This window comes from Microbacterium sp. ZOR0019 (assembly GCF_000800925.1).
Lineage (GTDB): Bacteria > Actinomycetota > Actinomycetes > Actinomycetales > Microbacteriaceae > Microbacterium > Microbacterium aurugineum.
Genome location: NZ_JRKC01000014.1, coordinates 86,193 through 109,291 on the forward strand (window position 1 = coordinate 86,193; position 23,099 = coordinate 109,291).

Sequence of the window (23,099 nt, forward strand, 5' to 3'; positions counted from 1 at the left end):
GACCGCGGCGCCGGCGTGCGCGCGACGGCGATGACGTCGTCGATATGCCAGGATGAGGACGATCACTCGGGCGGAGGCGGGGAGGCCGACGTCCGAGAGACCTATTTCAGGGAGGGCTGACACAGGGGGATGTCGGAGAAGACGATCGCACTCGCGCCACGGCGCCGACGTGCACTGGCCGCGACGGTCGACGCAGGAGCCTGGATCGTGGGCATCCTCGCCGCCGTCGTGCTGCGATTCGAGTTCGAGCCGACGCTGGCGGGATGGGCATCCACGGTCGTCCTCGCGTTGACGGCGGCGGCGATCCAGGTGGGCATCGGGTTCTCCCTGCGTTTCTACCTCGGGCGATTCACCTACGGGTCGTTCGAGGAGGTGCGCAATCTCGCCGCCGCGGTGAGCGTGCTGGCGCTGGTGCTCGCGGTGGCGGTCATCATCCTGGGGCCCTTCGTCGGTGTCCCTCGGGGGACCGTCCTGCTCGCCTTCCCCTTCGTGCTCCTGCTGATGTTCGGCGTCCGTTACGCGGCCCGCCTGTTCATCGAACGGTCGCGCAAGCCGGACGACGCCGCGGATCCTGCGGTCGTCATCGGTGCCGGCCACGTCGCGGACACACTTTTGCACAACGTCACCACCGACCCGTCCTCGCCCATCCGGCCGGTTGGGATCCTCGACGACGATCCGGGCAAACGGCACCTCCGGCTACGGGGGGTCCCGGTGCTCGGCCGCACCGATCAGATCGCGGAGATCGCGGCACGCACGGGAGCGAAGGTCCTCGTCATCGCGATCGGACGCGCGGATGCGGCGCTGCTGCGCCGACTGACGGACGATGCGGAGGCGGCGGGCCTCAGAGTCGTCGTCACACCGACGCTGAGCAGCATGGTGAGCGGCGAGGAATCGCCCGGGGACGTGCGCGACATCAGCATCGAGGACCTGATCGGGCGCCATCCCGTCGACACGAATGTCGAGTTGATCGCCGGGTACATCACAGGGCGCCGTGTGCTGGTCACCGGCGCCGGCGGATCGATCGGCTCGGAGCTGTGCCGCCAGCTCGCCAAGTACGGACCGAGCGAGCTGATGATGCTCGACCGCGACGAGACCGGCCTGCAGATGGCGCAGCTCGGAACGGCGGGCCACGGCCTGCTCGACACCAGAGACGTGGTGCTCGCCGACATCCGCGACAGCGCGGCCCTCTTCGAGATCTTCCGCGACCGCCAGCCCGAGGTGATCTTCCACGCCGCCGCGCTCAAGCATCTGCCCATGCTCGAGCAGTATCCGGACGAAGCCTGGAAGACCAACGTCATCGGCACGCTCAACGTGCTCGACGCCGCACGCGAGGCGGGAGTGAGCACCTTCATCAACATCTCGACCGACAAGGCGGCGAACCCGACCAGCGTGCTCGGGCACTCCAAGCGCGTGGCCGAGAAGCTCACCGCGTGGGCCGGCGAGCAGACCGGGATGCGGTACCTCTCGGTGCGGTTCGGCAATGTGATCGGCAGCCGTGGCTCGATGCTGCCCACATTCCGGTCCTTGATCGATGCCGGAGGCCCCGTCACGGTCACCCACCCGGACGCCACGCGCTACTTCATGACGATCCCTGAGGCCTGTCAGCTCGTGATCCAAGCGGGTGGCATCGGACGCCCCGGCGAGGTCCTCATCCTCGACATGGGGGAACCGGTCCGGATCCTCGATGTCGCCAAGCGGATGATCGCGATGTCGGGAAAGGCGATCGAGATCGTGTTCACCGGCCTCCGCCGCGGCGAGAAGCTGCACGAGGAGCTCGTGGGCGTGCGCGAGGATCTCGAGCGCCCCTTCCACGAGAAGGTCGCCCACACGCGTGCGGATGCGGTCGCTCCCGATGACCTCGACAAGGAGGGCTGGCTGAGTCGGATGTCCGCGCAGCCGCGCGACGACGACAGGGTGACCGTGCATCCCGGGAGCCTGGGGAAGGTCCTCGACACATGAGCGATCGCATCCACATGTCGTCGCCCGACGTCGGCGAGGCGGAGGAAGCAGCGGTCCTCGCAGCGCTGCGCTCGGGATGGATCGCCCCGCTGGGTCCCGATGTCGATGCCTTCGAGGTCGAGATGGCCGAACGCGTCGGCGTCGCGCACGGTGTCGCCCTCAGCTCGGGGACGGCGGCGCTTCACCTCGGGCTGCTCGCGCTCGGAGCGGGCCCCGGTGACGTCGTCGTGACCTCGACCATGACCTTCGCCGCGACGACCAACGCGATCGTCTACACGGGCGCGGAGCCGTATTTCATCGACGCGGACCCGGCCACCGGGAACATGGACGTCGCGCTGCTGCGCGAGGCGTTGCGGAGTCTGCACGCCGCGGGTGAACGGGTCGTCGCGATCGTTCCCGTCGACCTGTTGGGCAAGACCGTCGACTATACGGCGATCCTCGACGCTGCCGACGAGTTCGACGTGCCGGTGCTCGCCGATGCGGCCGAGTCGCTCGGGGCCCGACATCGGGGCCGTGCGGCGGGGAGCTTCGGTCGTGCGTCGATCGTGTCGTTCAACGGCAACAAGATCATGACCACCTCGGGCGGAGGCATGCTCCTCACCGACGACCCGGCCATCGCCGCCCACACGCGCTACCTCGCCACGCAGGCGCGCCAGCCGGTCGTCCATTACGAGCACACCGACATCGGCTACAACTACCGCATGAGCAATCTGCTCGCGGCCCTCGGACGCGCCCAGTTGCGACGACTGGACGAGATGATCGCCCGCCGCCGTGAGATGCGTGCGCTCTATGCGTCGCTTTTCGCCGAGGTGGACGGCATCGAGGTCTTCGGAGCGGAGGGGGACGAAGACGACAACGTCTGGCTCACCTCGATCCTCATCGACCCCGCCTCGACGGGGTGGCAGCCGTCGGAGCTCTCCGCGGCACTCGCGGCCGACGACATCGAGAGCCGACCCCTGTGGAAGCCCATGCATCTCCAGCCGGTCTTCGCCGGGGCGAGAGGCGCGATCTCGGGAGCCTCGGAGTCGCTTTTCGCCCGCGGGCTGACGCTGCCGAGCGGCTCGGCCCTGACCTCCGCGCAGCGGACGCGTGTGCTGGACGCGATCCGTCGCTTCGTCGCCGCATGAGCCCTCGCCGACGGCCGTACGACCTGGTGAAGCGCGGACTCGACATCGTCGCCTCCGCGATCGCACTGGTGGTGCTGTCGCCCGTGATCCTCGTGATCGCGATCCTCGTCGTGCTCCGGCTGGGGAGTCCGGTCCTCTTCGCCCAGCCGCGCCCCGGCCGCGACGGGAGGGTCTTCACGCTGTACAAGTTCCGGTCGATGCGCGCGGTCGATGCGCGCAGCGGACGGGTCAGCGACGCCGACCGGCTCACTCCGTTCGGCGTCCGGCTGCGTGCGACGAGCCTGGACGAGCTTCCGAGCCTGTGGAACGTCCTGCGCGGCGACATGAGCGTGGTCGGTCCGCGCCCGCTCCTGGTGGAGTACCTCGACCGGTACACCCCCGAGCAGGCCAGAAGGCACGAGGTGCGTCCGGGCATCACGGGCCTCGCCCAGGTCAACGGTCGCAACACGATCTCCTGGGACGATAAGTTCGCACTGGACGTCCGCTACGTCGACCGGCGCAGCCTGGGCCTGGATCTGCGGATCGTGATCGCGACGATCGGATCGGTGGTCAGGCGGGACGGGATCTCCGCGGAAGGACACGCGACGATGTCGAGGTTCGGTGAAGACGGTGGCTGACGACATCGTCGTGATCGGCGCAGGAGGATTCGGGCGCGAGACGCTCGACGTGATCGAAGCCGTCAACGCCGACGCGGGCGCACCCCGCTGGCGAGTTCTCGGAGTGGTGGACGACGCCCCCGCCGCGATCCACCTCGAACGACTCGCCGCGCGCGGCTATCGCCACCTCGGCGGTGTCGACGCCGCAGAGCGCGTGCTGTCGACGGCCTTCGTCGTCGTCGCGATCGGAGCCCCCGCCGTGCGCGCCCGCATCGCCGCGCACCTCGAGGCGACGGGCGCGACATCCGCGACCCTGGTGCATCCTCGTGCCGTCCTGGGCTCGGAGGTGACGGTGGGCGTCGGATCCGTCGTGTGCGCGGGCGTGCAGGTCTCCACGAACGTCCGTCTCGGCCGGCGGGTGCATCTCAATCCCGGGGCGATCGTCGGGCATGACACCGTGCTCGGGGACGACGTCTCGGTCAATCCCGGTGCCGTGCTCTCCGGGGAGGTACGGGTGTCCGAGCGCACGCTCGTCGGCGCCGGTGCGGTCGTGCTTCAGGGGCTTCGCGTCGGTGCGGACGCGGTGATCGGGGCGGCGGCATGCGTCACCCGCGACGTGGCCGACGGTGTGGTCGTCAAAGGTGTGCCCGCTCGATGACAGCTCAGCGCCTGTGCGTGATGGTCACGAGCTCGTTGACCGCGACCACCTTCCTCCGGGGGTACCTCCGGTTCCTGCGGGAGGCGGGGTGGGAAGTGACGCTCGTGTGCAGCGACGGCCCCGGTGCGGTCGAGCTGGCGCACGAGGCCGGTGTCGCGTTCGAGCCACTCGAGATGACGCGCGAACCCTCACCGCTCGCAGACCTTCGCGCCCTGCGGCAGGTGCGGCGTCTGCTCCGGCGGTTGCGTCCAGACGTGCTCGTGTACGCGACGCCGAAGGCCGCGCTCCTCGGAGCGCTCGGCGGCCGCGCCGCGGGGGTACCGCGCCGGGTCTACGAGGTGTGGGGGCTGCGGATGGAGACGGCGTCCGGTCTGGGGCGTCGGGTCTTCGCAGCGCTCGAATCGCTCACGATGCGCCTCTCCACCGAGGTGATCGCCAACAGCCGAAGTCTGGCCGACCGGGTGGGCGAACTGGGACTGAACGGTGCACGCGAGGTCACCGTCCTCGGAGCGGGGTCGTCGCACGGCGTCGACGCCGTGCACTTCTCGCCCCGAGCAGATGTCCCCGCGCTCGATCGGGACGTCGCCGAGTGGGTGGGGAGCTCGCCGGGACCGGTGGTCGGCTTCGTGGGTCGCCTGCACCCGGACAAGGGGATCGACACACTGCTCGCCGCGTTGCGGGTCTGTGCGGACAGGGGCCTGGCGGCTCCGCTGCTCCTCGTGGGCGGGGACGAGGGAGCGGCTCCGGACGCGCTCGCCGCCGCCGCCGACACGCGTATCCCGGTGCACACCACCGGCTTCGCCGCCGACGTGCGCCCACTTCTGCGGGCGATGGATGTGCTCGTGCTGCCGAGCCGACGCGAGGGGTTCCCGAACGTGGTGCTCGAAGCGGCGGCGATGGAGGTCCCGGCGATCGTCTCGGATGCGACCGGCTGCGTGGATGCGGTGATCGATGACGTCACCGGGATGATCACCCCGGTCGGGGATGCGGGCGCGCTCGCCGACGCCTTGATCACGCTGCTGCAGGACGGCGAGCGGCGGACGCAGCTCGGTGCGGCCGCACGGGATCGCGCCGTCGCGGAGTTCGCCCCCGAGACCGTGTGGGCACAGCACTCTCAGCGATGGGCGGGCTGAGTCCTCTCACCGTCGGCGAGGACCTCGTGCACCAGGGCCGCGTATCGCTCCGCCTTGGTCCGGACATCGACCAGCTGCCGTACCGTGTCCGGGATGCGCGCGCCGACCGCACCGCGCACGAACTCCCGTACCGTCGGGGCGACCTCCGTGGCGGTCCACGAACCACGGGCGACCGTCGTCAGCGTCGCCGAGTCGATCCCCTCCAGGTCCTCGTCGCGGGAGAAGAGCAGCGTGGGGATGCCGAGCGAGACGCTCTCGCGCACCTTGAGCGCCGATGCCACCTCGATCCCCTTGCGGTCGAGCGCGAGGCCGCCCAGGGCGACGTCGAATCCGGCGACGGCTGCGCGGTAGCTCGCGATGTCTCCGGCGATGATGATCTCGACCCTGCTGTCGCGCACTGCCTCTGCGATCACCGGCGCCGGAGCCACGAGTCGGAACGTGAACTCCGGGAGGGCGTCGGCGAGGGCGGCCAAACGGTCGAGGCCCTGCCAGGGGGCGGCGTAGCCCACGGAGTACCCGACGACCGGGCGATCGTTCTGCGGCACGGGGAGGGCGTGGGCCGGAAGCACGACGCCGTTCGGGATCACGGCTCGCGGGCCGGTGATCTCCGCGAAGACGGGCAGGCTGACGAGCGCTCTGGTGACGAACATCGCTCCTCGCACCGCGTGGAGGAGACGAGAGCGGTACAGCCGGTTGCTCACGGCGGCGTAGGCGCGCACGAGGCGGCCGGAGGGGAGCTCGCGGGTATCGTCGGAATGGATCTCGAGGATCATCGGGAATCTGCGGGCGATGCGCACCAGTGTGTGTGAGGCGAACCCGTAGCGCACGACGACGGCGGCGGGGTGCTCCTTCTCAAGGTGCGTGCGCAGCCGGCGGGCGTCGAGAAACGCCCGCAGCAGCCGGGGTCCCCGCGAGGGCAGCGCCTCGACAGCGGAGGGGAACTCGCCGGGGAGGCCGCGGTCGAGGCAGACGGCGACGGCATCGAGACCCGAATCCTGGAACGCGGTCAGCTGGGCGGCGGTGCGCTCGAGGATCTGCCGGTGTGATCGGAGGTCGAGCAGGTAGACGAGGACGACCCGGGGAGGTGTCGCCGCGGGTTCCGTCACCTTCACAGCGTAGCGGCGCACGTCCGGAACGACCGGATACACCACAATGGAGGGCGTGAGCGCACAGACTCGGTCGGGCACGGTCCGCAGCATCGGAACGCTGCTCACGGGCAGTGTCCTCGCCCAGCTGATCGGACTCGCCACGATGCCGGTGATCAGCCGGATCTTCACACCGGAGGCGTTCGGCATCCTCGCGTTGTTCCTCTCGGTGAGCTCGCTGGTCGGACTGATCGTCGCGCTGCGGTACGAGTTCGCGATCGTGCTCCCCGAGGGCGACGACGACGCGGTGCATCTGAAGCGGGCCTCGACGCGGATCGCGCTCGCCCTGTCCGCGGTGACCTTCCTCATCACCGTGGTCATCGCCGTGATGTTGGTGCGATCGGGAGAAGCCCCGTGGTGGATCCTGCTGCTCGGTGGCAGCGTCTTCCTGGCGGGAGAGAGCGCCATCCTCTACTTCTGGTTCACACGAACCCGGCGCTACCGCGTGCAGAGCGTGTCGCGGGTGGTACAGGCGGTCGTCGCCGCCGGTGTGCAGATCGCCCTCGGGGTGACCGTTCTGCCGGGGGCGGAAGGGCTCATCGTCGGTTTCCTCGCCGGACAGGTCGCGGGCGTCACCATCCTCCTCGTGTTCGACGATTCACGGCGCCGGAACGTCCCGGCCGATCGCGCGCGCACGCTGAGCCTGCTGCACCGCTACCGGAAGCTTCCCCTGCTCAACGCGCCGAACGCGCTCATCGACGCGGTACGCCTCAACGGCATCAACCTGATCATCGGAGCCGGTTCCGTCTCGGCGCTGGGACAGTTCTCGATGGCCTGGAAACTCACGCAGTCGCCCATGGCACTCATCGCGGGTGCCGTGTCGCAGGTGTACTACCAGCGGATGGCGAGCGCCCTGCCCGGCGAACTCCGTCGTGTCGTCGTCTCGGTCACGCGCAACGCCCTGCTGATCGGCGCGGTCCCGTTCGCCGCGCTCGCGCTCCTCGCCCCCACGATCGTCCCGTGGTTCCTGGGCCCGCAGTGGCAGGAGGCGGGTGCGATCGTGCAGGCGCTGACGCCGTGGCTGTATCTCAACGTCGCCACCGCTCCCCTGTCGAACCTGTTCATCGTGACGGGGCGACAGGGGACCATGCTCGTGTTCGGGATCGTGTACATGCTGGTGCCGCTGACCATCCTCTGGTTCCTCGGCGCCGACCTGGTCAGCGCGGTGTGGTGGATGAGCGGCGCGATGAGCGTGCTGCTCCTGGTGCTGATCGCACTGTCGTTCAGCGTGGCGACGCGTTTCGACGCGAAGCGCTCCGAGGCGCCGCCGGCGTGAGAGCGCCGATCGCGGTCGCGGTCTCCTCGGCGTTGCGCTCCGCATCGAACCGTTCCGCCCACACCCGGTGGGGATCGAAGTCCTGCGGATCGGCGAGCACCTGTTCGACGGCATCGGCGACGTCGGAGGCCGTCGCGTCCGATGGAACCAGGACGCCGGAGCCCCGCTCCCGTCCGACGATCTCGCCCGTGGCACCGACATCGGTCGCCACAGCGGGGATGCCGTACGCCGCTGCTTCCATGATGCTCACCGGGACCCCCTCGATGGTGCTCAGGTTCAGGAACACATCGGGGGCGGCGTCGCGATGGTGGTCGAGGATCCGCTGGACCGGGACCCGCCCCGCGAGCACGACCTCGAGGTCGGGGAGCTCATCCTCCAGGTCGGTGGCGCGTGCGCGCAGCGCCGCCGACCCCGGACCGTCGCCGAAGTGGGTCCAGGACACCCGCCGGCCCCGCCGTGCGAGTTCGGCCACGGAGTCGAGGATCAGTTCGGCGCGCTTCAGGGGGATGACGGAGGAAGCGCTCACGACCCGCACCGTCGATCGCGTGCGGGGCCGGGCGGGAGGCGCCGAAGGGCCGGGGACGCCCAGCCGTCGCACTTCGATGCGCGCGGGGTCCATCAGGCCGCGATAGTGCTCGCGTGCATACCCGCGGGCCGCTTCCGAGATCGTCAGCAGCAGATCCGCCTCGGCGAGCACGGCCGGTCGCAGCGGGCGGTAGCCCTCACTCGTATCATCGAGGTCGTAGCGGTGCACCCGCACGGCGACCGTGTCTTCCGCCGTCGTGAACCAGGGGAGGGCGTACGCGATGTCGACGCCCCAGAAGGCGTACACGGTGAGCGGTTCCGACGGGTGTGTGCGTGCACCGAGCTCGTCGAGTCGTCGGGCGATCGCCATCCCCGTGAGCATCGCACGCACGTCGGCCCTGGCCCGGAATCGGTCAGCCCGGATCGCCTGTCGGGTGACGGTGACCAGGCGACCCAGGCGGCGCAGGCTGAGGGCGCCGCGTAGCGCGCGACCGAAAGTGATGCGCCCGATGCTCCCCAGGTAGGCGGTGTCGGCGGGGAGCGTCGTCGGCGGGATGCCGTCGCCCCAGAAGCTCACTATCCGCACCTCGTCGAAGTGCGCGGCGAGGGCGTCGATCTCATTGCGCACGAACGCCGTGTCGCCCCAGGCATGGGGGAACTGGTGGGTGAGCAGCAGGAGCGTCCGCGTCACGCGCGCGCCCCGTCGGCGTCTGCGGGAAGCGACCCTGTGGCATCCCGTTCCGTCGGTGATGTGGTGCTCAGATACGCACCGATCGCGACGAACACGGCCAGGGCCGCCCAGGTGTGCAGGATCTCGAGGTACGAGCTGTTCATCAGCAGGATCAGCGGCAGCATCAACACTCCGCAGACGAGGGCGAACGACATCGCGCGCTCCGGCGTCCCCGCCTCGCTGCGACGGAGATGACGGGACCCGACGACGAAGAGTGAGAGCGTCAGCACGACGGCGAGCACGAGCATCAGGATGCCGTACTGGGAGAGGAGCTCGATCACGCCGTTGTGCGGGTTGATGATGCGGAACGTCTGACGCACCGCGGGGGTCCCCTGCGCGTGGATCTCAAACCCACCGGGTCCGGCCCCGAAGAGCGGGTCGACGGCCAGGGTGTCCAGACCGTTCAGCGCGAGGTTCCAGCGCGCGTAGAGCGAGGCGTCGACGGGGATGGTGAGCCCGAGGACCGGGATGGAGTACTGGATGTCGCCCCAGTAGCCGCTGACCACGCGATTCGCGAACACCGAGACCGTGAGGACGGCACCGAATCCGAGCAGCGCGACCACCACCCGGGTGACGAACCTCCGCCAGCGCAGCACCAGCCACACCGCGATGAAGACGAGCATCGCCGCGTAGCCGAATCGGCTGTTCGTCACCACCATGAGCGGGACGGAGCCGACGAGGGCGAGCACGTAGGCCGATCGCAGCCCCTTTGAGCGGGCGAGTGCGTGTCCGACGATCAGGATGGGAAGGGACAGGGCGAGGAACGCCGCATAGTTGTTCGGGTTGAAGAACACCGAGACGATGCCGACGTCGGAGGCGAGCGGATTCACATCCAGATAGCTCACGCCGAGGCGGAAACCGGTGAAGAACTCCAGCACGGCGAGTGCTCCCGTCACGATGAACGTGAGGAGCCACCCGTTCATCAGGAGCCGGAGCACTCCGCGGGTGAGGCGGATCATGCACAGTCCGAGCACGGCCAGCAGCCCGGAGAGCACGGACACGGCCTCGTTGTGGGCCCACGCGGCCCCGAACCGGGTCAGGAGGGTGAGGAGGCTGACGAGCAGCAGGGGGACGGAGAACAACCAGGCAGCGGTGCGCACCGGTCCGACCGGCATCCCCGGGCGGACGTGCATGACCCCGACGACGAACAGCATCGCCGCGACGAGGGGGAACGGGGAGACCGGCCCGACGATCGGCAGCACCGGGTTCATCGCGGCGACGAGCGGAAGAAGGAAGACGAGGATGCGTGGCAGCAGCCCCAAGCGCGGTTCCGTACGCCTGCGGGTGTGTGGCGGGATCGTCGCCGCACGCGGCACGTTGACGGCCGTCGCCATCTCCACCCCCTGCACCGATCGGACCGCCGGTGACCGTGGTCGAGGCGGGTCGTGCGCGTGGATGCGCTACGCGTCGTTCACGATACCAATCCCGCGGGGTGTGCCCCGTCGCGCCCGGGTAGTCTCGCACTGTGCCGCACGAGTCCGAATCCCCTCTCATCACGGTTCTCATGGCCGAATACAACACGGACCCTGACCTCTTACGGGGCGCGATCGCATCGATCCTGGCGCAGACGGAGACGCGGTTCGAGCTCCTCATCGTGGACGACGGCGGCCGGAACGACGTCCCGGCGATCGCCGTCGAGTTCGCGGACGATCGGATCCGTGTCGTCGGCTATGGGGAGAACCGGGGGTTCGTCGCCGCGCTCAATGCCGGCTGGCCGCAGGCACGGGGTCTTTTCATCGCACGGATGGACACCGATGACACGGTGGAGCCGACCTACCTCGAGACCATCCACTCCTTCCTCGCCGAGCACCCCGAGTACGCGGTGGTGTCGGGGCAGGCCGTGGAGTTCTCCACGGACGGACCCGCACTGGTGCACGGGCGACCGGGGGAGGTCACACGGCGTTCGCTCATGCGCGGGGGCGCGCCCATCCACGCGGCGTCGATGATGCGCACGGAGGCGCTCGCCGCGGTCGGCGGGTACCCCGAGTACCGCCGTGCGGAAGACCTGGCCCTGTGGTGCGAGATGCTGCTCGCCGGTGAGCGCATGTACATCGTCCCGGAGGTCGTCTACCACTACCGGGTCGAGGCGGCGGACTTCGCGAAGCGCCGGCTCCGCAACCGGGGGGACGAGATCCGCGTCCGGTTGCACTACTACCCGAGGCTCGGCGCCCGTCCGGCCGAGTACCTGCGTATCGTCAAGTCCGTCGTGAGCGGGGTGCTGCCGACCCCGATGGTGCGATGGTTGCGCGCGCGCATGCACACACGGGCATGATCTGCGGGAACGGTCACCTAGGATTTCAGCGTGAGTGAACTGCGCGACCGGTCTGTTCGTGTGCGGGCCGAGGGGCGTCGGGCACGGCGGCGGCGAATCATCTGGACCATCGTCCTCGTGATCCTCGTCGTCCTCGCTGCGCTCGCCCTGCTCGCGGGGAAGCTCGCATCCAGCGCCCTCTCCACCAGGGACCACGTCGCAGCGGCGATGGACCGTGTGGCGCCGCTGACCGCTGCCGTCACAGCCGGTGACGCGGCAGCCGCGGACGCCGAGCTCTCCGCCATGGAAGCCCGACTCGGCGCCGCCCAGGACGAGGTCGACGACTGGACCTGGTCGATGGTCGACTGGGTGCCGAGCGTGGGCCCGAACGTCGACGCGATCCGGGTGGCCACGTCGACCGGGCGCTCGCTCATCGCCGACCTCGCACGCCCGGCGATGCCTCTCGTGCTCAGCGGCCTCCGCCCGTCGGACGGCGCCTTCGACGTCGAGGCGATCCGGCAGCTCACCGCGCTCGTCGAGACCGCCGGTCCGGTCGTCGAGCAGCATTCCCGTGATCTTGCCGACATCGATCGTGCGGCGCTGCTGGGCCCCGTGCAGGACGGAATCGCCGGGCTGGATTCGATGATGGCGACGGTGACACCGGTCCTCGAGGACGGCGGGCGGCTTCTCGGTCTCCTCCCGGCCGCGCTCGGAGCAGACGGCCCCAGAGACTATCTGCTGATGTTCCAGGGAAACTCGGAGGCCCGCAGCCTCGGCGGCAACCCGGCGGTGTTCCTGCAGCTGCACGTCGAAGGCGGCAAGATCACGATCGCCGGCTTCGCGAACAGCTCGGACTTCCACAGCGACCGACCGAAGCCGATCATCGATCTCGACCCCGAAGCGGTCGCGATCTTCGGCGACAAGATCGGGCGTTGGTCGCCGGATGTCACCATGCCGCCGGACTTCCCCTCATCCGCGGAACTCGTGCGCGCGTTCTGGGCGGAATCGGTCGGCACACCGGTCGACGGCGTGCTGTCCGTCGATCCCGTCGCGCTCTCCTACATCCTCTCGGCGACCGGGCCGATCGAGCTCGCGACCGGTGACATGCTCAACGCCGAGAAGGCGGTGCCGCTGCTGTTGAACGAGGTGTACTTCCGCTACGAGGATCCGATGGTGCAGAACGCCTTCTTCGCCGACGCGACGGCCAGGGTGTTCGAGGCGCTGACCGCGGGCCAGGGCAACCCCGTGGCCCTGATCGGCGCGCTGCAGCGGGCGGGAGACGAAGGGCGGCTGCTCTATGTCCCCGTGAGCGAGGAGGAAGCAGCAGTGATCGACGGGACGCGCATGTCGGGCTCGATGCCGGACGACAACGTCGACGAAACCGTGCTCGGCGTCTACGCGAACGACAACACCGGGTCGAAGAAGAGCTACTACCTCGACATGGCGATCGACGCGTCGTGCGACGCAGGGGAGACGGGCTCCGTCTACCGGGGGTCGGTCGGGTTGACTTCGACGCTCAGCCCCGAGACCGCCGCCACCCTGCCCTACTACATCACCGGCCCCTACTTCGAGCCGCCGCTCATCAGCACCTACGTCGTGCTCTACGGGCCCGTCGGCGGGACTCTGGACTCGGTCGACCTCGACGGTGTCCCGGCGACGATCCTGAGCCAGGGCACCCACCTCGGCCGTCCGGCGGTGAAGGTCGAGGTGCTCAACGACACCCTGAGCACGCACGTGGTCGACTTCTCCTTCTCGTCGACGGATCCGGAGTCCGGTCCGCTGAGCCTCTGGCACACGCCGATGACGCGGGACACCCCCGTCGAGCTGACCGACTCCTGCCGCTGACACGGGCCGGACGGAAGACCGTGATCGATAGGGTGGGGACCGTGACGATGGATCCTCCTGTGCGCGGACGAGAACCGCGGTGGAGGGTCGACGAACACGTCGCGTGGACCGAATCCGAGGGCCGGGTCGTGGTCCTCCCGCTCACCGCACCGGATTCCCCGCCGATGGCTCTGGCCGGGTCGGCCGGTGTCATCTGGTCGCTGCTGGTCGAACACGGCCCCGTGGGCGAGGACGACCTCGTCACGATGATCTCCGAAGAGTTCGAGCTCGACGCAGAACAGGTGCAGCCCGATGTCGTGTCGCTGCTGACCGAACTCCGCTCTCGGCGGGCGGCGTCGTGCGACTGACTATCCTCGTCCGAGGGGGTGACCGGTGACCGAAGTGGCTCTGCGCGCGGCGGAGGCGACCGCTCTCGCCCACGCGATGACGGCGCACATCGCTCGTGAGGCCGGCATCCGTCTGCTGTCGATCAAGGGCCCCGTGGCCGACCACTACGGGCTGCGGGCACCGCGCGTCCCTGCCGACTCCGACGTCTGGGTGGAGCCGTCGCGGTTCTCGGAGATGTGCGAGCGGCTCGAGGCGCGGGGCTGGCACCTTCGTGTCGGCCGCGAGACCCCCGCGCTCCTGCCACAGCATTCCCGCACGTTCATCCACGACTCCTGGCCCTGCGACATCGATCTGCACTGGATGTTCCCCGGGTTCTTCGCCGATGCCTCCGTGGCGTTCGACGCGGTCTGGGAGACGCGTTCGTCGATCGAGGTGGCGCACACCGCGGTGGCCGTGCCGTCCCTCGCCGGATCCGCCGTGATCGGGATGCTGCATGCGCTGCGCAACACGCAGGATGCCCGGCACCGACAGGAGCGCGACCTCCTCACCACGATGCTCATCGAGCGGTTCTCCGCGTCGGACCGGGCGGAGTTCTCGCGGATCGCCCGGCGCGGCGGCGCGGTCTGGGTACTCCGCGACGTGATCACCCGAGCGGGGCTCGGCGAGGTCGTCTCCGATGCCAGCGACAACGAGAAGCGCCGGTGGACGCTCTTCCAGGCGTACGTGGAAGACGGTTCGGCCGTCAGCTGGTGGGTGCAGCTGCGCGGAGCCCCGCTGTCGCAGCGGGCGCGGCTCCTGGCCCGGGCGCTCTGGGTGCCGCGCGCGGACGTGCCGCGCAACGACCCGAACGTGCTCCCGACGCGTGCCGAGGCCTGGCGCTACCAGCGATCGCGGTGGGCGCGGGGCGGGCGAGCGCTCCTGCGGTACTTCCGGCGCGAGCGGGAACGCGAGCGGGTCGACGCGGCGGCTTCGTAGCCCTAGAGGCCGTTCCAGCGGGACAGCGGCCAGAGCACGGCCGTCGCCTTCCCGACGACGGACGCTCGGTCCACCCATCGCCAGCACTCCGGGCCGGCGGTCGCGTCACCCCGGCAGCGGTACGCGGAGTCCGCGGAGTTCCCGCGGTTGTCGCCGAGCACGAGGTATCCGGACTCGGGGACGGTGACCTCGGCGAAGCAGCGCGTCGACATCGGTGTCGTCCCGCAGTCGAGCTCCCCGGGGGAGAACGGCAGATCGTCGACCACGTAGGGCTCGTCGAGCGGCTGCCCGTCGATGAGGACCGCACCGTCGGCGTCGCAGCACTCGACCGTCTGACCCGCTTCGGCGATCACGCGTTTGACGAGGACCTCGGGACGGATACCCGTCGTCTCGCCGATCCAGTGCAGGGACTCCGAGAACCAGCCCCGTGCGGAGGTGGCAGCGGCGTCCCAGCCCTCCCCAGGGCGGAACACGATGATGTCCCCGGCCGCGGGGTCGGCCGCGACGTAGGCGAGACGGTTGACGAGGATGCGGTCGCCCGGCTCGAGTGTGGGCGACATCGACCCCGACGAGGGCTGTCCGACGAAGGCCACGATGACCAGGGCGAGCGCGAGCGCGAGCGCGACGTGGAACCACACGCTGCTCCGCAGGCGGCGCCGGCGACGGGGGGCTTCAACGGTCGTCATCGCTCTCCAGCTCGCGTGGTCGGGGGCTGACCCAATACTGTCAGGGAATGGTTCCACACGCCGGGGGAGACGCCGCGACCGCAGCCGCCACGTCGGGATCGGCGGGCGCCGGCCCGAAACGCCTCATCGTTCCGGACGTGCTTCGCGGGATCGCGATCATCGCGATGCTCGTCGCGCACGCCGCGCCGTTCATTCCCCATCTGCCGTGGGCGGCGCTGTTCGCCCAGGCCACGCTGAACGCCTTGGCCTCGCCGCTGTTCGCCCTGGTCATGGGGATGTCGGCCGAGCTCCTGCGTCGGCGCGAGGCGAGGGCCGCGACGACGCTGCTCCAGCAGGGCGTGCGCGGCCTGTTCCTGATCCTCCTCGGCGTCTGGATGGCGACGTGGGGCTCGTGGGTCGATGTGATCCTCGGGTACCTGGGTGTGCTCCTCATCATCGGCGCACCGCTCCTGCTCGCCCGGACCCCTGTGCTCGTCGGGATCACCGCCGTGCTCCTGGTGATCAGTCAGCCGGTCGCCGATGCCGCGCGGAACATGGAGGGGCTCGACACGGCGCCGATCCGCGACCTGATGACGTGGACCGTTCTCGGGCAGAACTACCGCGTGATCACGCTGCTCCCGATGTTCCTGATCGGAGCCCTGCTGATCAGGCACGGTCTTCGACGCGGACCTCTGCTCTGGGTCCTCGCGGCGGTGGCGCCCCTCGCGTATCTGGCCTGGCCTGTCGCGGAACGGCTGGGCGTGACCGGGGTGCGCACGGGCGACTACCTCGACACCCTCCGGGATCTCGCTCTTACGTTCGTGACCGTCGTCGTGGTGGTCCTCGCGGCGACCGTCCGTGGCGACGGTGCTCGGCGTTTCTGGACACGACTGTTCGTGCCGCTGATCGCCTGCGGTCAGGTCGCGCTGTCGCTGTATCTCCTCCACGTCGGGCTCATCGCCCTGTGGAGCGGAGATCACGGGCGGCCCGTCGACAACTTCTGGCCGGGCTGGCTGGTGATCGTGCCCGGGATGATCCTGGCCGGATGGCTCTGGTGGAGGTTCATCGGCACCGGCCCGGTCGAATGGGTCATGGGGTGGCTCACCGGTCGCCGTAAGCCGCTCCTCCGGGCGCGCGACCGGTCGGCCTGACCCGCAGCCGCCGGACGCACGAAAAGGGCGCCACGACCGGCGTGGCGCCCTTCCTCGCGGCGTGCGGCTCAGAGGAGCGTGATGCCGACGTTCTGCGCGGTCGTGTTGTTGCCGGTCACCGTGTCACCCGACACGGTGACGGTCATGGTCTGCTGCGGGCCGCCCAGGAGCGTGGTGAGGAGGCTGAGGTCGAGCAGCGTGTCGAGCGTCGTGCCGAGGTTGATGACGATGTTGCCGCCCGACGGGATCGACGGGAGCGTCAGCGTGTAGTTTCCGTCGGCGCCCGCGACGGTCACGCCGGCGACCGGACCGATGTTCAGCGTGAGCAGCGACGGCGTGTACTGGATCACGGCTGTGGCCCCGGCCGTGGAGGCGTCCGGGCCGTTGTTCGTGATCGTCAGGGTGTTGACCGTGTTGACGGTCGCGACCGGGATGCCGACCGCGGTGAGGCTCAGTGCGATGGGGCCGCTGAGCGCCGGGACGAGGTCGTTGTCCGCGACGGAGGCGGCGGCGAGCGGCGTGGCGACGGCGGCCGCGATGACGGGTACCGACCATGCCGCGCCCTTGACGAGCGTGCGGCGCGAGACGCCCTTGTTCTTCTGGATTTCCTCGGTCACGTGAGTGCCCTCCCTGTTCGATGCAGATGCGGTTTCCCGCGGTGTCGTGACGAGGCGACACGATCGTCTGCATCCCCCAGGAGCCCCGTCGTGGACCTCAAGCTAGGGCGGTGGAGAGCGGAGCGAAGGGGGTTTCGGCGAACTTCGCGCACCGTGCGCGCAACCTGCGCGACGTGTGCTTTTCGATTGCGCGCAGCTATGCCCGGCGCGTGGCTCGAAGCGCCCGAGGAGTCGCCTGGTACGCCTCGTCGAGCGCTCGCCGCATGCTCATCGGCGAGTGGAATCCGGCGCGCTGGGCGATCTGATCGATGCTCAGGACGTCGTAGCGGCTGTCCACCAGCAAGGAGTGCGCGAGACGGGCGCGCTGCCGGCGGATCTCGGCCGCGACGCTGTTCCCGGACTCCGAGAACACGAGCTGGAGCTGCCGGAGTGACGACTGCACCTCGTGCGCGACCTGGGCCGGATTGAGCGCAGGATCACCGCACTGCTGAGCGATCACCGCGATCGCCCTCTCGCGCAGCACGGCATGCGGCGAACCTTGGCCGCTCACACCGCCGATCCGATCCAGGAGCACGGCGCCGCTCATCTCCATCACGAGTTGCTCGATGGCGTACTGCTCGATCGCGGATGCCTTGTCGTCCGTGTCCAGGAGGCAGTCGATGAACTGCTGCATCGACGTGTCCAGCAGCCGACGTTCGGTGTACACGGTGGCGTCGGGAGGCAGCGAAGGCACGAAGGACGCGATCGCCGACCGGGGCACGAGTGCCGCGACGAACCGCCAGGCGCCCGCCCAGCGCAGACGGCGAGTGATGCCCTGTGCGGCGACGACCAGACCGCCCGCCGTCTCCACCCAGGGTTCGCCGTCGAGTCGCGACCAGAGCGCGTGTGCCTGGACGAACGCGAAGACCGCGTGGTCGGGGTACGCGGACACGGTGTCGACGTGGAGTTCGGAGGTCCCGCCGTTCGTGCTGAGCAGGATGATCTCGCCGGAGGCGCGCTCCCGGGAACGCAGACCCGGCCGGTCTCCGATCCGCCGCACCCCGTGCGCGGCGAGCGCTCGATCGTCGATGACCTGAGCGGAAGAGCGTGTCACGAGACGTCCGTCCTCGGGGTGTCAGCGTGTGGCAGCAGTGCCTCTGTGATCGTGGTTTTCCTACGCCGCCGACCACCTCGTCGTGCGACGGATTCCTTTCCAGCGCGTCGATACAGTGGTGAATTGAATACAGGTTCAATCATCATCGGCCTCCTGTCAACACGGACTGCGAATTCGTGTGGCGAGACGACACGAAGCTCGTCTGCATCCCCCAGGAGCCTCACCTTGCGAGCCACCGTAGAGGCCGCGCCGCAGCTTGTTCGGCGAATGGAGCAAAAGCGCGCACTGCGCGTTATTCCTGCGCGTTCTGTGCTTTTTCGGGACCGGATGTGCCGAGACGACTCACGGGCGAGATCGTGGATAGGCTGGCGGTCATGCCCGATCGCTTCCTCGTCACTGCGGTCGGCGCCGTCGTCGAGATCGACGTCTCCCGACGCTCCGCGGACTTCCGTGCCGTGGCCTTCGACGCCTGGGTCGACGCGCGGTATGACGCCCCCGACGCCCCCGATGCCACCGCCGTCGTCCCCGCGGGCAGCGGCGACGCCGAAGCGCTGTCCGCGCTCTCGACCGACGTGACGATGAAAGCCCTGGCGCACCGGCGGCACGATCACGTCTGGATGCTGCACGCCGCCGGGCTCGCTGCGCGTGACGGTCGGGTCGTCGTGCTCAGCGCAGCATCGGGGACCGGAAAGACGACGGCTGCCCGCCATCTGGCACGGCGCTATGCGTACGTCAGTGACGAGACCATCGGCATCGACGATGCCGGCCGTGTCGTCCCCTACCGGAAGCCGCTGTCGATCATCGAGCGTCGCGACGCTCCCAAGGCTCAGATCGCGCTCTCGAGCACGGACCGGGGCCGGGCGCTGCCCGACGACCTCCGCGTGGCGAAGATCGTCGTCATCGATCGCTCGGACGACGGACCCGAAGAGCCCGAGGTGGACCCGCTCGACATCTCGGAAGCACTGGCTCTGTTGGGGCCGCAGACCAGCTATCTCGCCGACGGCCCGGCGCCGCTCCGACGGATCGCCGCGCTGCTCGCGGCGACCGGTGGTGCCGTGCGCGTGCGCTACCGCGAGGTCGACCGCATCGATGCGGTCATCGACGACCTCATGCGCACTCCATCGCGGCCCGTCGATGCTGTCACCGAGGAAACGACATCGCCGGTCATCGGCGCCCCGGAGCCCGGCGGTCTCGTGCGTGCGGAGACCGTCGACGCGCTCGCCCTCGACGGTCGGACGGTGCTGCTGCGACGAACGCCGACCGGGGGGCAGGTCCACGTGCTCGACGGCATCGGACCGGACATCTGGGCGGCTGCGGACGGACGCCCGCTCGAAGGCATCGTGCGGGCCGTCGTGGCTGCGCACGGGGAGCCCGCAGGCGAGGACGCGCACACGATCGTGGAGCGCGCGGTGCGACGACTGCTCGCCGACGGGGTGCTCAGAGCGGTCGACGCACCGCGGCTCTGAGGGTGGATCCGTTCCGGGGCCGGATCAGTCCCCGGACCCCCGGCGGCGCACACCGGGTTCGGGGGTCGCGACGGCCTCCGCCATGGTGTCGTCGTCGCGACCGTAGCGCTCGTACGCGCCGTAGTACTCGCGGCCGTAGTACGCGGACTCCGCTCCCTTGCGCGGCACCTTGTTCAGCACCACGCCCAGCACCCGGCCCGTGGTGCGGGTGATGTTGGCGATCGCGCGCTGCAGCATGTCGAAGGTGGTCTTGCCGGACGACACGACGATCAGCACACCATCGGCGCCGGCCGCCAGCACCGCCGCATCCGTCACCGGGAGCACCGGCGGGGAGTCGAGGATGACGATCGCGGTCTTGCTGATCTCGGCGAGGAAGTCGCGCATGCGGTGGGAGCCGAGCAGCTCGCTGGGGTTCGGGGGTACCCGCCCGGCTCCGACGACCGCGAGCGGCATGTCGCGGCTCGGTCGGTGGGCGACGTCCTGCAGCTCCGCGCGTCCCGCGAGGATGTCGGTGAGGCCGAGGTCGGGGGACATCCCGAAGATGTCGGCGATGACGGGCCGGCGGAGGTCGCAGTCGATGAGGATGGCCCACTCACCGGCGGCGGCCAGGCTCGAGGCGAGGTTGACGGCGACCGTCGACTTGCCGTCTCCGGGCACCGAGCTGGTGACCACGATCAACCGCGGGGGGTTGTCGACGTCGATGAACTGCAGATTCGTGCGCAGCTCGCGCATCGACTCGATCGTGTGGTGCGAGACTCCGTGCTGGGCGTCCAGGGAGAAATCGATCACCTGACGTTCGTCCGACATCGTCTTCTCGAGCGGAAGCGTTCCGATCACCGACACCCCGGTCTCGCGTTCGATGTCGCGCGGGTGCCGCACGCGGCGATCGACCGTGTGCCGGATGAAGGCGTAGATGAGGCCGGCGGCGAGGCCGACGAACGCGCCGATGATCACGGTCAGCCGGGTGTTCGGGGATGACGGAGCGGTGGGCAGGCGCGCCGAGTCGCCCACGATGAGCGTGACCGCTGCCGGTGTGGACGCCGTCCCACCCTCGAGCGTCTCGATCTCCGCAGCCATGCCGCGCATCCAGGCCTCGGCGAGAGCTTGCGCCTCCTCCGGAGTCGGGCCGGTCGCGGTGACCATCAGTGCCGTGGTGTCGAGCGGGTTGGTGACCGAGACCCGGTCCACGAGCTCTTCCGGCGACTCTTCGAGCGAGAGCTCATCGATCGCGTGCTCCGCGACGGCCCGCCAGGAACCCAGGTTGAGGTAGGACTTCACCCTGCTCTGGGCGAGCTGGTTGCCCACGAGCGCCGCGCCGCTGGTGCCGTCGCCGCCGACCGACGTGACGATGCCGGTCGTGTCGGCGGAGTACACCTTCGGTTGCAGGGCACTCCAGCCGAAGGCCGCTCCGGCTCCGACGACGGTCGCGATCAGGATCACGATCCAGTGGGCGCGCAGAATCCGGATGTAGTCGCTCAGTTCCAACTCTTGATCCCCTCACACATCCCGTGGGGAAGGCGGGATGCACATATGAGAAAGAGCATACGGGGCCGCACGGTCCCGTGCGGAGGGCACGCTCAGCCGATCGCGATGCGCACGAGCCGTTCGACCTCGTCGATCCCGGGCAGGAGCTGCGCGCTCGACCGCGCGTAGGTCTCGGCGGAGCGGCGATAGGGATCGATCACATCGTCGTCCTCCGTGCCCGCCGTCAGGGGTCCGCGCTCCGTGGACAGCAGGCTGAGCACCGCGGCGAAGCGGGCGCGGGGTGTCTCGCCGGCGGACTCCGCGGCCGCCCGGGCCTGCTCCGGGTCCACGATCCTGCTCCATCGGGCGAGCTCCCGCGCGGTGAAGGTGCGACGCACGCGGCTGGGCATCATCCGCACGGCGTGGGCGGAATGCTTCCTGGCCATGGTGAGCACCAGGTCGGCGTCGCGCAGCAGCGGCTCCCGGAGATACCGGGCGCGGTGAGCTGCGGCGTCCTCCGCGCGCGCCCCGGCTTTCACCGCGAGGGCCTGCGCGGGTTCGGTCATCGCATGATCGACGAGGGCGTGCGTTCCGGCGCTGTGCACGCGCACTCCCAGAGGCTCGAGGCGGGCGCGCAGCAGCACTTCGGCCAACGGGGACCGGCAGATGTTTCCCGTGCACACCGTGAGGATCGTGAGCGGTCCCTCCTGGTCGCCCTCGCCGCCGAGTGAGCCGCCGAGGAGAGGGGCGGCACCGAAGGGGAGGGGAGCGGCGGCGGACTGCTGCCGGCGCCAGCTCCGGCGACTCATCGCAGTGGGCGGGTTCTCCTCGCCTCGCCCGCTCACGACGCCGTCCTCGTATCCGCGCCGCGACGAGCGCTCGCGCCCAGGCGCACGAGGAGAACGGCGAGCACGCCGCCGAGCAGCGTGCCCGTGGTGTTCGCGATCACGTCGCTGAGCGTGGGGAAGCGGGAGGGCATGAAGCCCTGCACCGACTCGATCACCGCACTCATCAGTGCGCCGATGACGACGACCTGCCAGAGTCGCAGACGCGGCAGCGCGAAGGCGAGCAGCAGACCCACGGGCACGAACAGTGCGACGTTCGCGAGCACCTCCAGCACCACGGCACTCGGGCGGTACGGGGCGATGCCCGCGTCGGCGACCCATCGGGCCATGATGCCGACCAGACCGGTGACCTTCTCGGAGACCGTCGCCGGCAGCCAGACGGTGAACCCGACGAAGAGGAGGTAGCCGACGAGCGCCACCCGTGCGATCAGCACTCCGCCGGGGACGGGGGCGAGGCGGGGGGAAGGCATGCCGTCATGGTAGTCGCGGCGGCTCCTCGATGCTCTCAGTCTCGATCGGGGTCCCGTTCAGATGCTCGATGTAGCGGAGCAGCACCCCCTCGCGCAGCGCCCACGGCGACACCTCGAGCTCGTCCAGTTCGAGCGCGGTCATCGCCACGTGCAGGGACACGGCTGCGGCCACGATCTGGAAGGTACGGTCGGGGGTGATCCCCGGCAACTCCTGTCTGGCCGATGCGGGCAGGCGGGCGAGTCGGGGGATCCACGCGCCGAGCGACGCCCGCGGCAGCAGCATGCGTTCGCTCCCCGACCATCCCGGCGCCGGGTATCCGACCAAGCGGGCGAGCGAGCGGATCGCCTTCGAGGAGCCGACCACGTGATCGGGGCGGGGGAGCGCGACGAAGCGGGGCAGGACGGTCGCGATGGTCGCCTCCGCGTGCGCGCGCAGTCTCTCGACGTCCGCCTCGCCGGGCGGATCGTTCGGGAGGTATTGCACCGTCATGCGCCCGGCCCCGAGGGGCACGGAAGCTGCGGCATCGGGCATCTCCTCCGCGCCGGCCGCGATCTCCAGAGAGCCGCCGCCGATGTCGAGCAGCAGCAGCTGTCCGGCCGACCAGCCGAACCAGCGCCGCACGGCGAGGAAGGTCAGCTCCGCTTCGGTCTCGCCGTCGAGCACCTGCAGGGGTTGCCCCAGAGCGGCCTCGATGCGGGCGATGACCGCCGCGCCGTTGCGGGCGTCGCGCACCGCGCTGGTCGCCGTGGCCAGGAGCGCGTCGACGCGCTCGGCCTCGGC

Annotated in this window: 22 protein-coding genes; 12 read left to right on the forward strand and 10 right to left on the reverse strand. The window is 69.9% G+C overall.

Annotated elements, in window-relative coordinates:
- Positions 1 to 129: 129 nt before the first annotated feature.
- The 5 genes from L978_RS04830 to L978_RS18255 are packed head-to-tail and all read left to right on the forward strand — an operon-like array spanning position 130 to position 5,473.
- Positions 130 to 1,959, forward strand: a complete 1,830-nt coding sequence (locus L978_RS04830; protein WP_081996917.1) for a polysaccharide biosynthesis protein — start codon at positions 130 to 132, stop codon at positions 1,957 to 1,959.
- Positions 1,956 to 3,086, forward strand: a complete 1,131-nt coding sequence (locus tag L978_RS04835; RefSeq protein WP_047520850.1) for a DegT/DnrJ/EryC1/StrS family aminotransferase — start codon at positions 1,956 to 1,958, stop codon at positions 3,084 to 3,086. The genes L978_RS04830 and L978_RS04835 overlap by 4 nt, the downstream gene beginning before the upstream one ends.
- Positions 3,083 to 3,703, forward strand: coding sequence for a sugar transferase (locus L978_RS04840; RefSeq protein WP_081996918.1), 621 nt, complete (start codon positions 3,083 to 3,085; stop codon positions 3,701 to 3,703). Before L978_RS04835 ends, L978_RS04840 begins: the two co-directional genes overlap by 4 nt.
- Entirely contained in the window at positions 3,687 to 4,340 is a 654-nt protein-coding gene (locus tag L978_RS04845; protein WP_156118225.1) for an acetyltransferase, read from the forward strand. The genes L978_RS04840 and L978_RS04845 overlap by 17 nt, the downstream gene beginning before the upstream one ends.
- Complete coding sequence (locus L978_RS18255; RefSeq protein ID WP_197055614.1) at positions 4,337 to 5,473, forward strand: glycosyltransferase family 4 protein; 1,137 nt, start codon at positions 4,337 to 4,339, stop codon at positions 5,471 to 5,473. Before L978_RS04845 ends, L978_RS18255 begins: the two co-directional genes overlap by 4 nt.
- Here the strand turns inward: L978_RS18255 and L978_RS04855 are convergent.
- A complete protein-coding gene (locus tag L978_RS04855) occupies positions 5,455 to 6,579 on the reverse strand; it encodes a glycosyltransferase (protein WP_156118226.1) in 1,125 nt (374 codons plus the stop codon). The genes L978_RS18255 and L978_RS04855 overlap by 19 nt on opposite strands.
- A gap of 55 nt (positions 6,580 to 6,634) precedes the next feature.
- Between L978_RS04855 and L978_RS04860 the strand changes: the two genes are divergently transcribed.
- Positions 6,635 to 7,894: a lipopolysaccharide biosynthesis protein gene (locus L978_RS04860; protein ID WP_197055615.1), complete on the forward strand. Its 1,260-nt coding sequence runs from the start codon at positions 6,635 to 6,637 to the stop codon at positions 7,892 to 7,894.
- Here L978_RS04860 and L978_RS04865 read toward each other — a convergent pair.
- Positions 7,842 to 9,110: a glycosyltransferase gene (locus tag L978_RS04865; protein ID WP_047520857.1), complete on the reverse strand. Its 1,269-nt coding sequence runs from the start codon at positions 9,108 to 9,110 to the stop codon at positions 7,842 to 7,844. The two genes, L978_RS04860 and L978_RS04865, sit on opposite strands and share 53 nt — an antisense overlap.
- The gene (locus L978_RS04870) at positions 9,107 to 10,483 is read right to left on the reverse strand and encodes an O-antigen ligase family protein (RefSeq protein ID WP_047520859.1); all 1,377 of its coding nucleotides are present in this window, start codon (positions 10,481 to 10,483) and stop codon (positions 9,107 to 9,109) included. The genes L978_RS04865 and L978_RS04870 overlap by 4 nt, the downstream gene beginning before the upstream one ends.
- 131 nt (positions 10,484 to 10,614) lie before the next feature.
- Here L978_RS04870 and L978_RS18260 point away from each other — a divergent pair, with 131 nt between their 5' ends.
- The 4 genes from L978_RS18260 to L978_RS18265 are packed head-to-tail and all read left to right on the forward strand — an operon-like array spanning position 10,615 to position 14,547.
- Positions 10,615 to 11,421 (forward strand): glycosyltransferase, encoded by an 807-nt coding sequence (locus L978_RS18260; RefSeq protein WP_156118227.1) that lies wholly within the window; start codon positions 10,615 to 10,617, stop codon positions 11,419 to 11,421.
- Positions 11,422 to 11,451: 30 nt separating this feature from the next.
- The gene (locus tag L978_RS04880; protein WP_052193332.1) at positions 11,452 to 13,245 is read left to right on the forward strand and encodes a DUF4012 domain-containing protein; all 1,794 of its coding nucleotides are present in this window, start codon (positions 11,452 to 11,454) and stop codon (positions 13,243 to 13,245) included.
- A 47-nt stretch (positions 13,246 to 13,292) separates the two neighbouring features.
- Complete coding sequence (locus L978_RS04885) at positions 13,293 to 13,592, forward strand: PqqD family protein (RefSeq protein ID WP_231554973.1); 300 nt, start codon at positions 13,293 to 13,295, stop codon at positions 13,590 to 13,592.
- A gap of 25 nt (positions 13,593 to 13,617) precedes the next feature.
- Positions 13,618 to 14,547: a nucleotidyltransferase family protein gene (locus L978_RS18265; RefSeq protein WP_052193333.1), complete on the forward strand. Its 930-nt coding sequence runs from the start codon at positions 13,618 to 13,620 to the stop codon at positions 14,545 to 14,547.
- Between the two features lie 2 nt (positions 14,548 to 14,549).
- On the opposite strand, the gene lepB is transcribed toward L978_RS18265, so the two are convergent.
- On the reverse strand, positions 14,550 to 15,233 hold the full coding sequence (lepB, locus tag L978_RS04895) for a signal peptidase I (RefSeq protein ID WP_047520863.1): 684 nt from the start codon (positions 15,231 to 15,233) through the stop codon (positions 14,550 to 14,552).
- A gap of 47 nt (positions 15,234 to 15,280) precedes the next feature.
- Here lepB and L978_RS04900 point away from each other — a divergent pair, with 47 nt between their 5' ends.
- Positions 15,281 to 16,363, forward strand: a complete 1,083-nt coding sequence (locus tag L978_RS04900; protein ID WP_047520864.1) for an acyltransferase family protein — start codon at positions 15,281 to 15,283, stop codon at positions 16,361 to 16,363.
- Positions 16,364 to 16,431: 68 nt separating this feature from the next.
- Here L978_RS04900 and L978_RS04905 read toward each other — a convergent pair whose 3' ends face one another.
- Together L978_RS04905 and L978_RS18270 are read right to left on the reverse strand one after the other, a co-directional pair.
- The gene (locus L978_RS04905; protein WP_047520866.1) at positions 16,432 to 16,980 is read right to left on the reverse strand and encodes a hypothetical protein; all 549 of its coding nucleotides are present in this window, start codon (positions 16,978 to 16,980) and stop codon (positions 16,432 to 16,434) included.
- A 196-nt stretch (positions 16,981 to 17,176) separates the two neighbouring features.
- A complete protein-coding gene (locus L978_RS18270) occupies positions 17,177 to 18,073 on the reverse strand; it encodes an AraC family transcriptional regulator (RefSeq protein ID WP_052193335.1) in 897 nt (298 codons plus the stop codon).
- Between the two features lie 374 nt (positions 18,074 to 18,447).
- On the opposite strand from L978_RS18270, the gene L978_RS04915 reads away from it, so the two are divergent.
- Positions 18,448 to 19,539 carry a hypothetical protein gene (locus L978_RS04915; protein ID WP_052193336.1) on the forward strand — a complete coding sequence of 364 codons (1,092 nt, stop codon included), beginning with the start codon at positions 18,448 to 18,450 and terminating at the stop codon, positions 19,537 to 19,539.
- 24 nt (positions 19,540 to 19,563) lie between these two features.
- On the opposite strand, the gene L978_RS04920 is transcribed toward L978_RS04915, so the two are convergent.
- From L978_RS04920 to L978_RS04935, 4 genes are all read right to left on the reverse strand, one after another.
- Positions 19,564 to 21,024 (reverse strand): polysaccharide biosynthesis tyrosine autokinase, encoded by a 1,461-nt coding sequence (locus tag L978_RS04920; protein WP_052193337.1) that lies wholly within the window; start codon positions 21,022 to 21,024, stop codon positions 19,564 to 19,566.
- 92 nt (positions 21,025 to 21,116) lie between these two features.
- Positions 21,117 to 21,848 (reverse strand): arsenate reductase/protein-tyrosine-phosphatase family protein, encoded by a 732-nt coding sequence (locus L978_RS04925; protein WP_231554971.1) that lies wholly within the window; start codon positions 21,846 to 21,848, stop codon positions 21,117 to 21,119.
- Positions 21,845 to 22,318: a VanZ family protein gene (locus L978_RS18275; RefSeq protein ID WP_052193338.1), complete on the reverse strand. Its 474-nt coding sequence runs from the start codon at positions 22,316 to 22,318 to the stop codon at positions 21,845 to 21,847. Before L978_RS18275 ends, L978_RS04925 begins: the two co-directional genes overlap by 4 nt.
- A gap of 4 nt (positions 22,319 to 22,322) precedes the next feature.
- On the reverse strand, positions 22,323 to 23,099 hold a 777-nt coding region (locus L978_RS04935; RefSeq protein ID WP_052193339.1), incomplete at its 5' end, for a Ppx/GppA phosphatase family protein.

Excerpts from the sequence above, each read along its gene's own strand:
- L978_RS04830 (WP_081996917.1), top strand. The coding sequence starts at position 130 with ATGTCGGAGAAGACGATCGCACTCGCGCCACGGCGCCGACGTGCACTG.
- L978_RS04835 (WP_047520850.1), top strand. The coding sequence starts at position 1,956 with ATGAGCGATCGCATCCACATGTCGTCGCCCGACGTCGGCGAGGCGGAG.
- L978_RS04840 (WP_081996918.1), top strand. The coding sequence starts at position 3,083 with ATGAGCCCTCGCCGACGGCCGTACGACCTGGTGAAGCGCGGACTCGAC.
- L978_RS18255 (WP_197055614.1), top strand. The coding sequence starts at position 4,337 with ATGACAGCTCAGCGCCTGTGCGTGATGGTCACGAGCTCGTTGACCGCG.
- L978_RS04870 (WP_047520859.1), bottom strand. The coding sequence starts at position 10,483 with ATGGCGACGGCCGTCAACGTGCCGCGTGCGGCGACGATCCCGCCACAC.
- L978_RS04885 (WP_231554973.1), top strand. The coding sequence starts at position 13,293 with ATGGATCCTCCTGTGCGCGGACGAGAACCGCGGTGGAGGGTCGACGAA.
- lepB (WP_047520863.1), bottom strand. The coding sequence starts at position 15,233 with ATGACGACCGTTGAAGCCCCCCGTCGCCGGCGCCGCCTGCGGAGCAGC.
- L978_RS04900 (WP_047520864.1), top strand. The coding sequence starts at position 15,281 with ATGGTTCCACACGCCGGGGGAGACGCCGCGACCGCAGCCGCCACGTCG.
- L978_RS04915 (WP_052193336.1), top strand. The coding sequence starts at position 18,448 with ATGCCCGATCGCTTCCTCGTCACTGCGGTCGGCGCCGTCGTCGAGATC.
- L978_RS18275 (WP_052193338.1), bottom strand. The coding sequence starts at position 22,318 with ATGCCTTCCCCCCGCCTCGCCCCCGTCCCCGGCGGAGTGCTGATCGCA.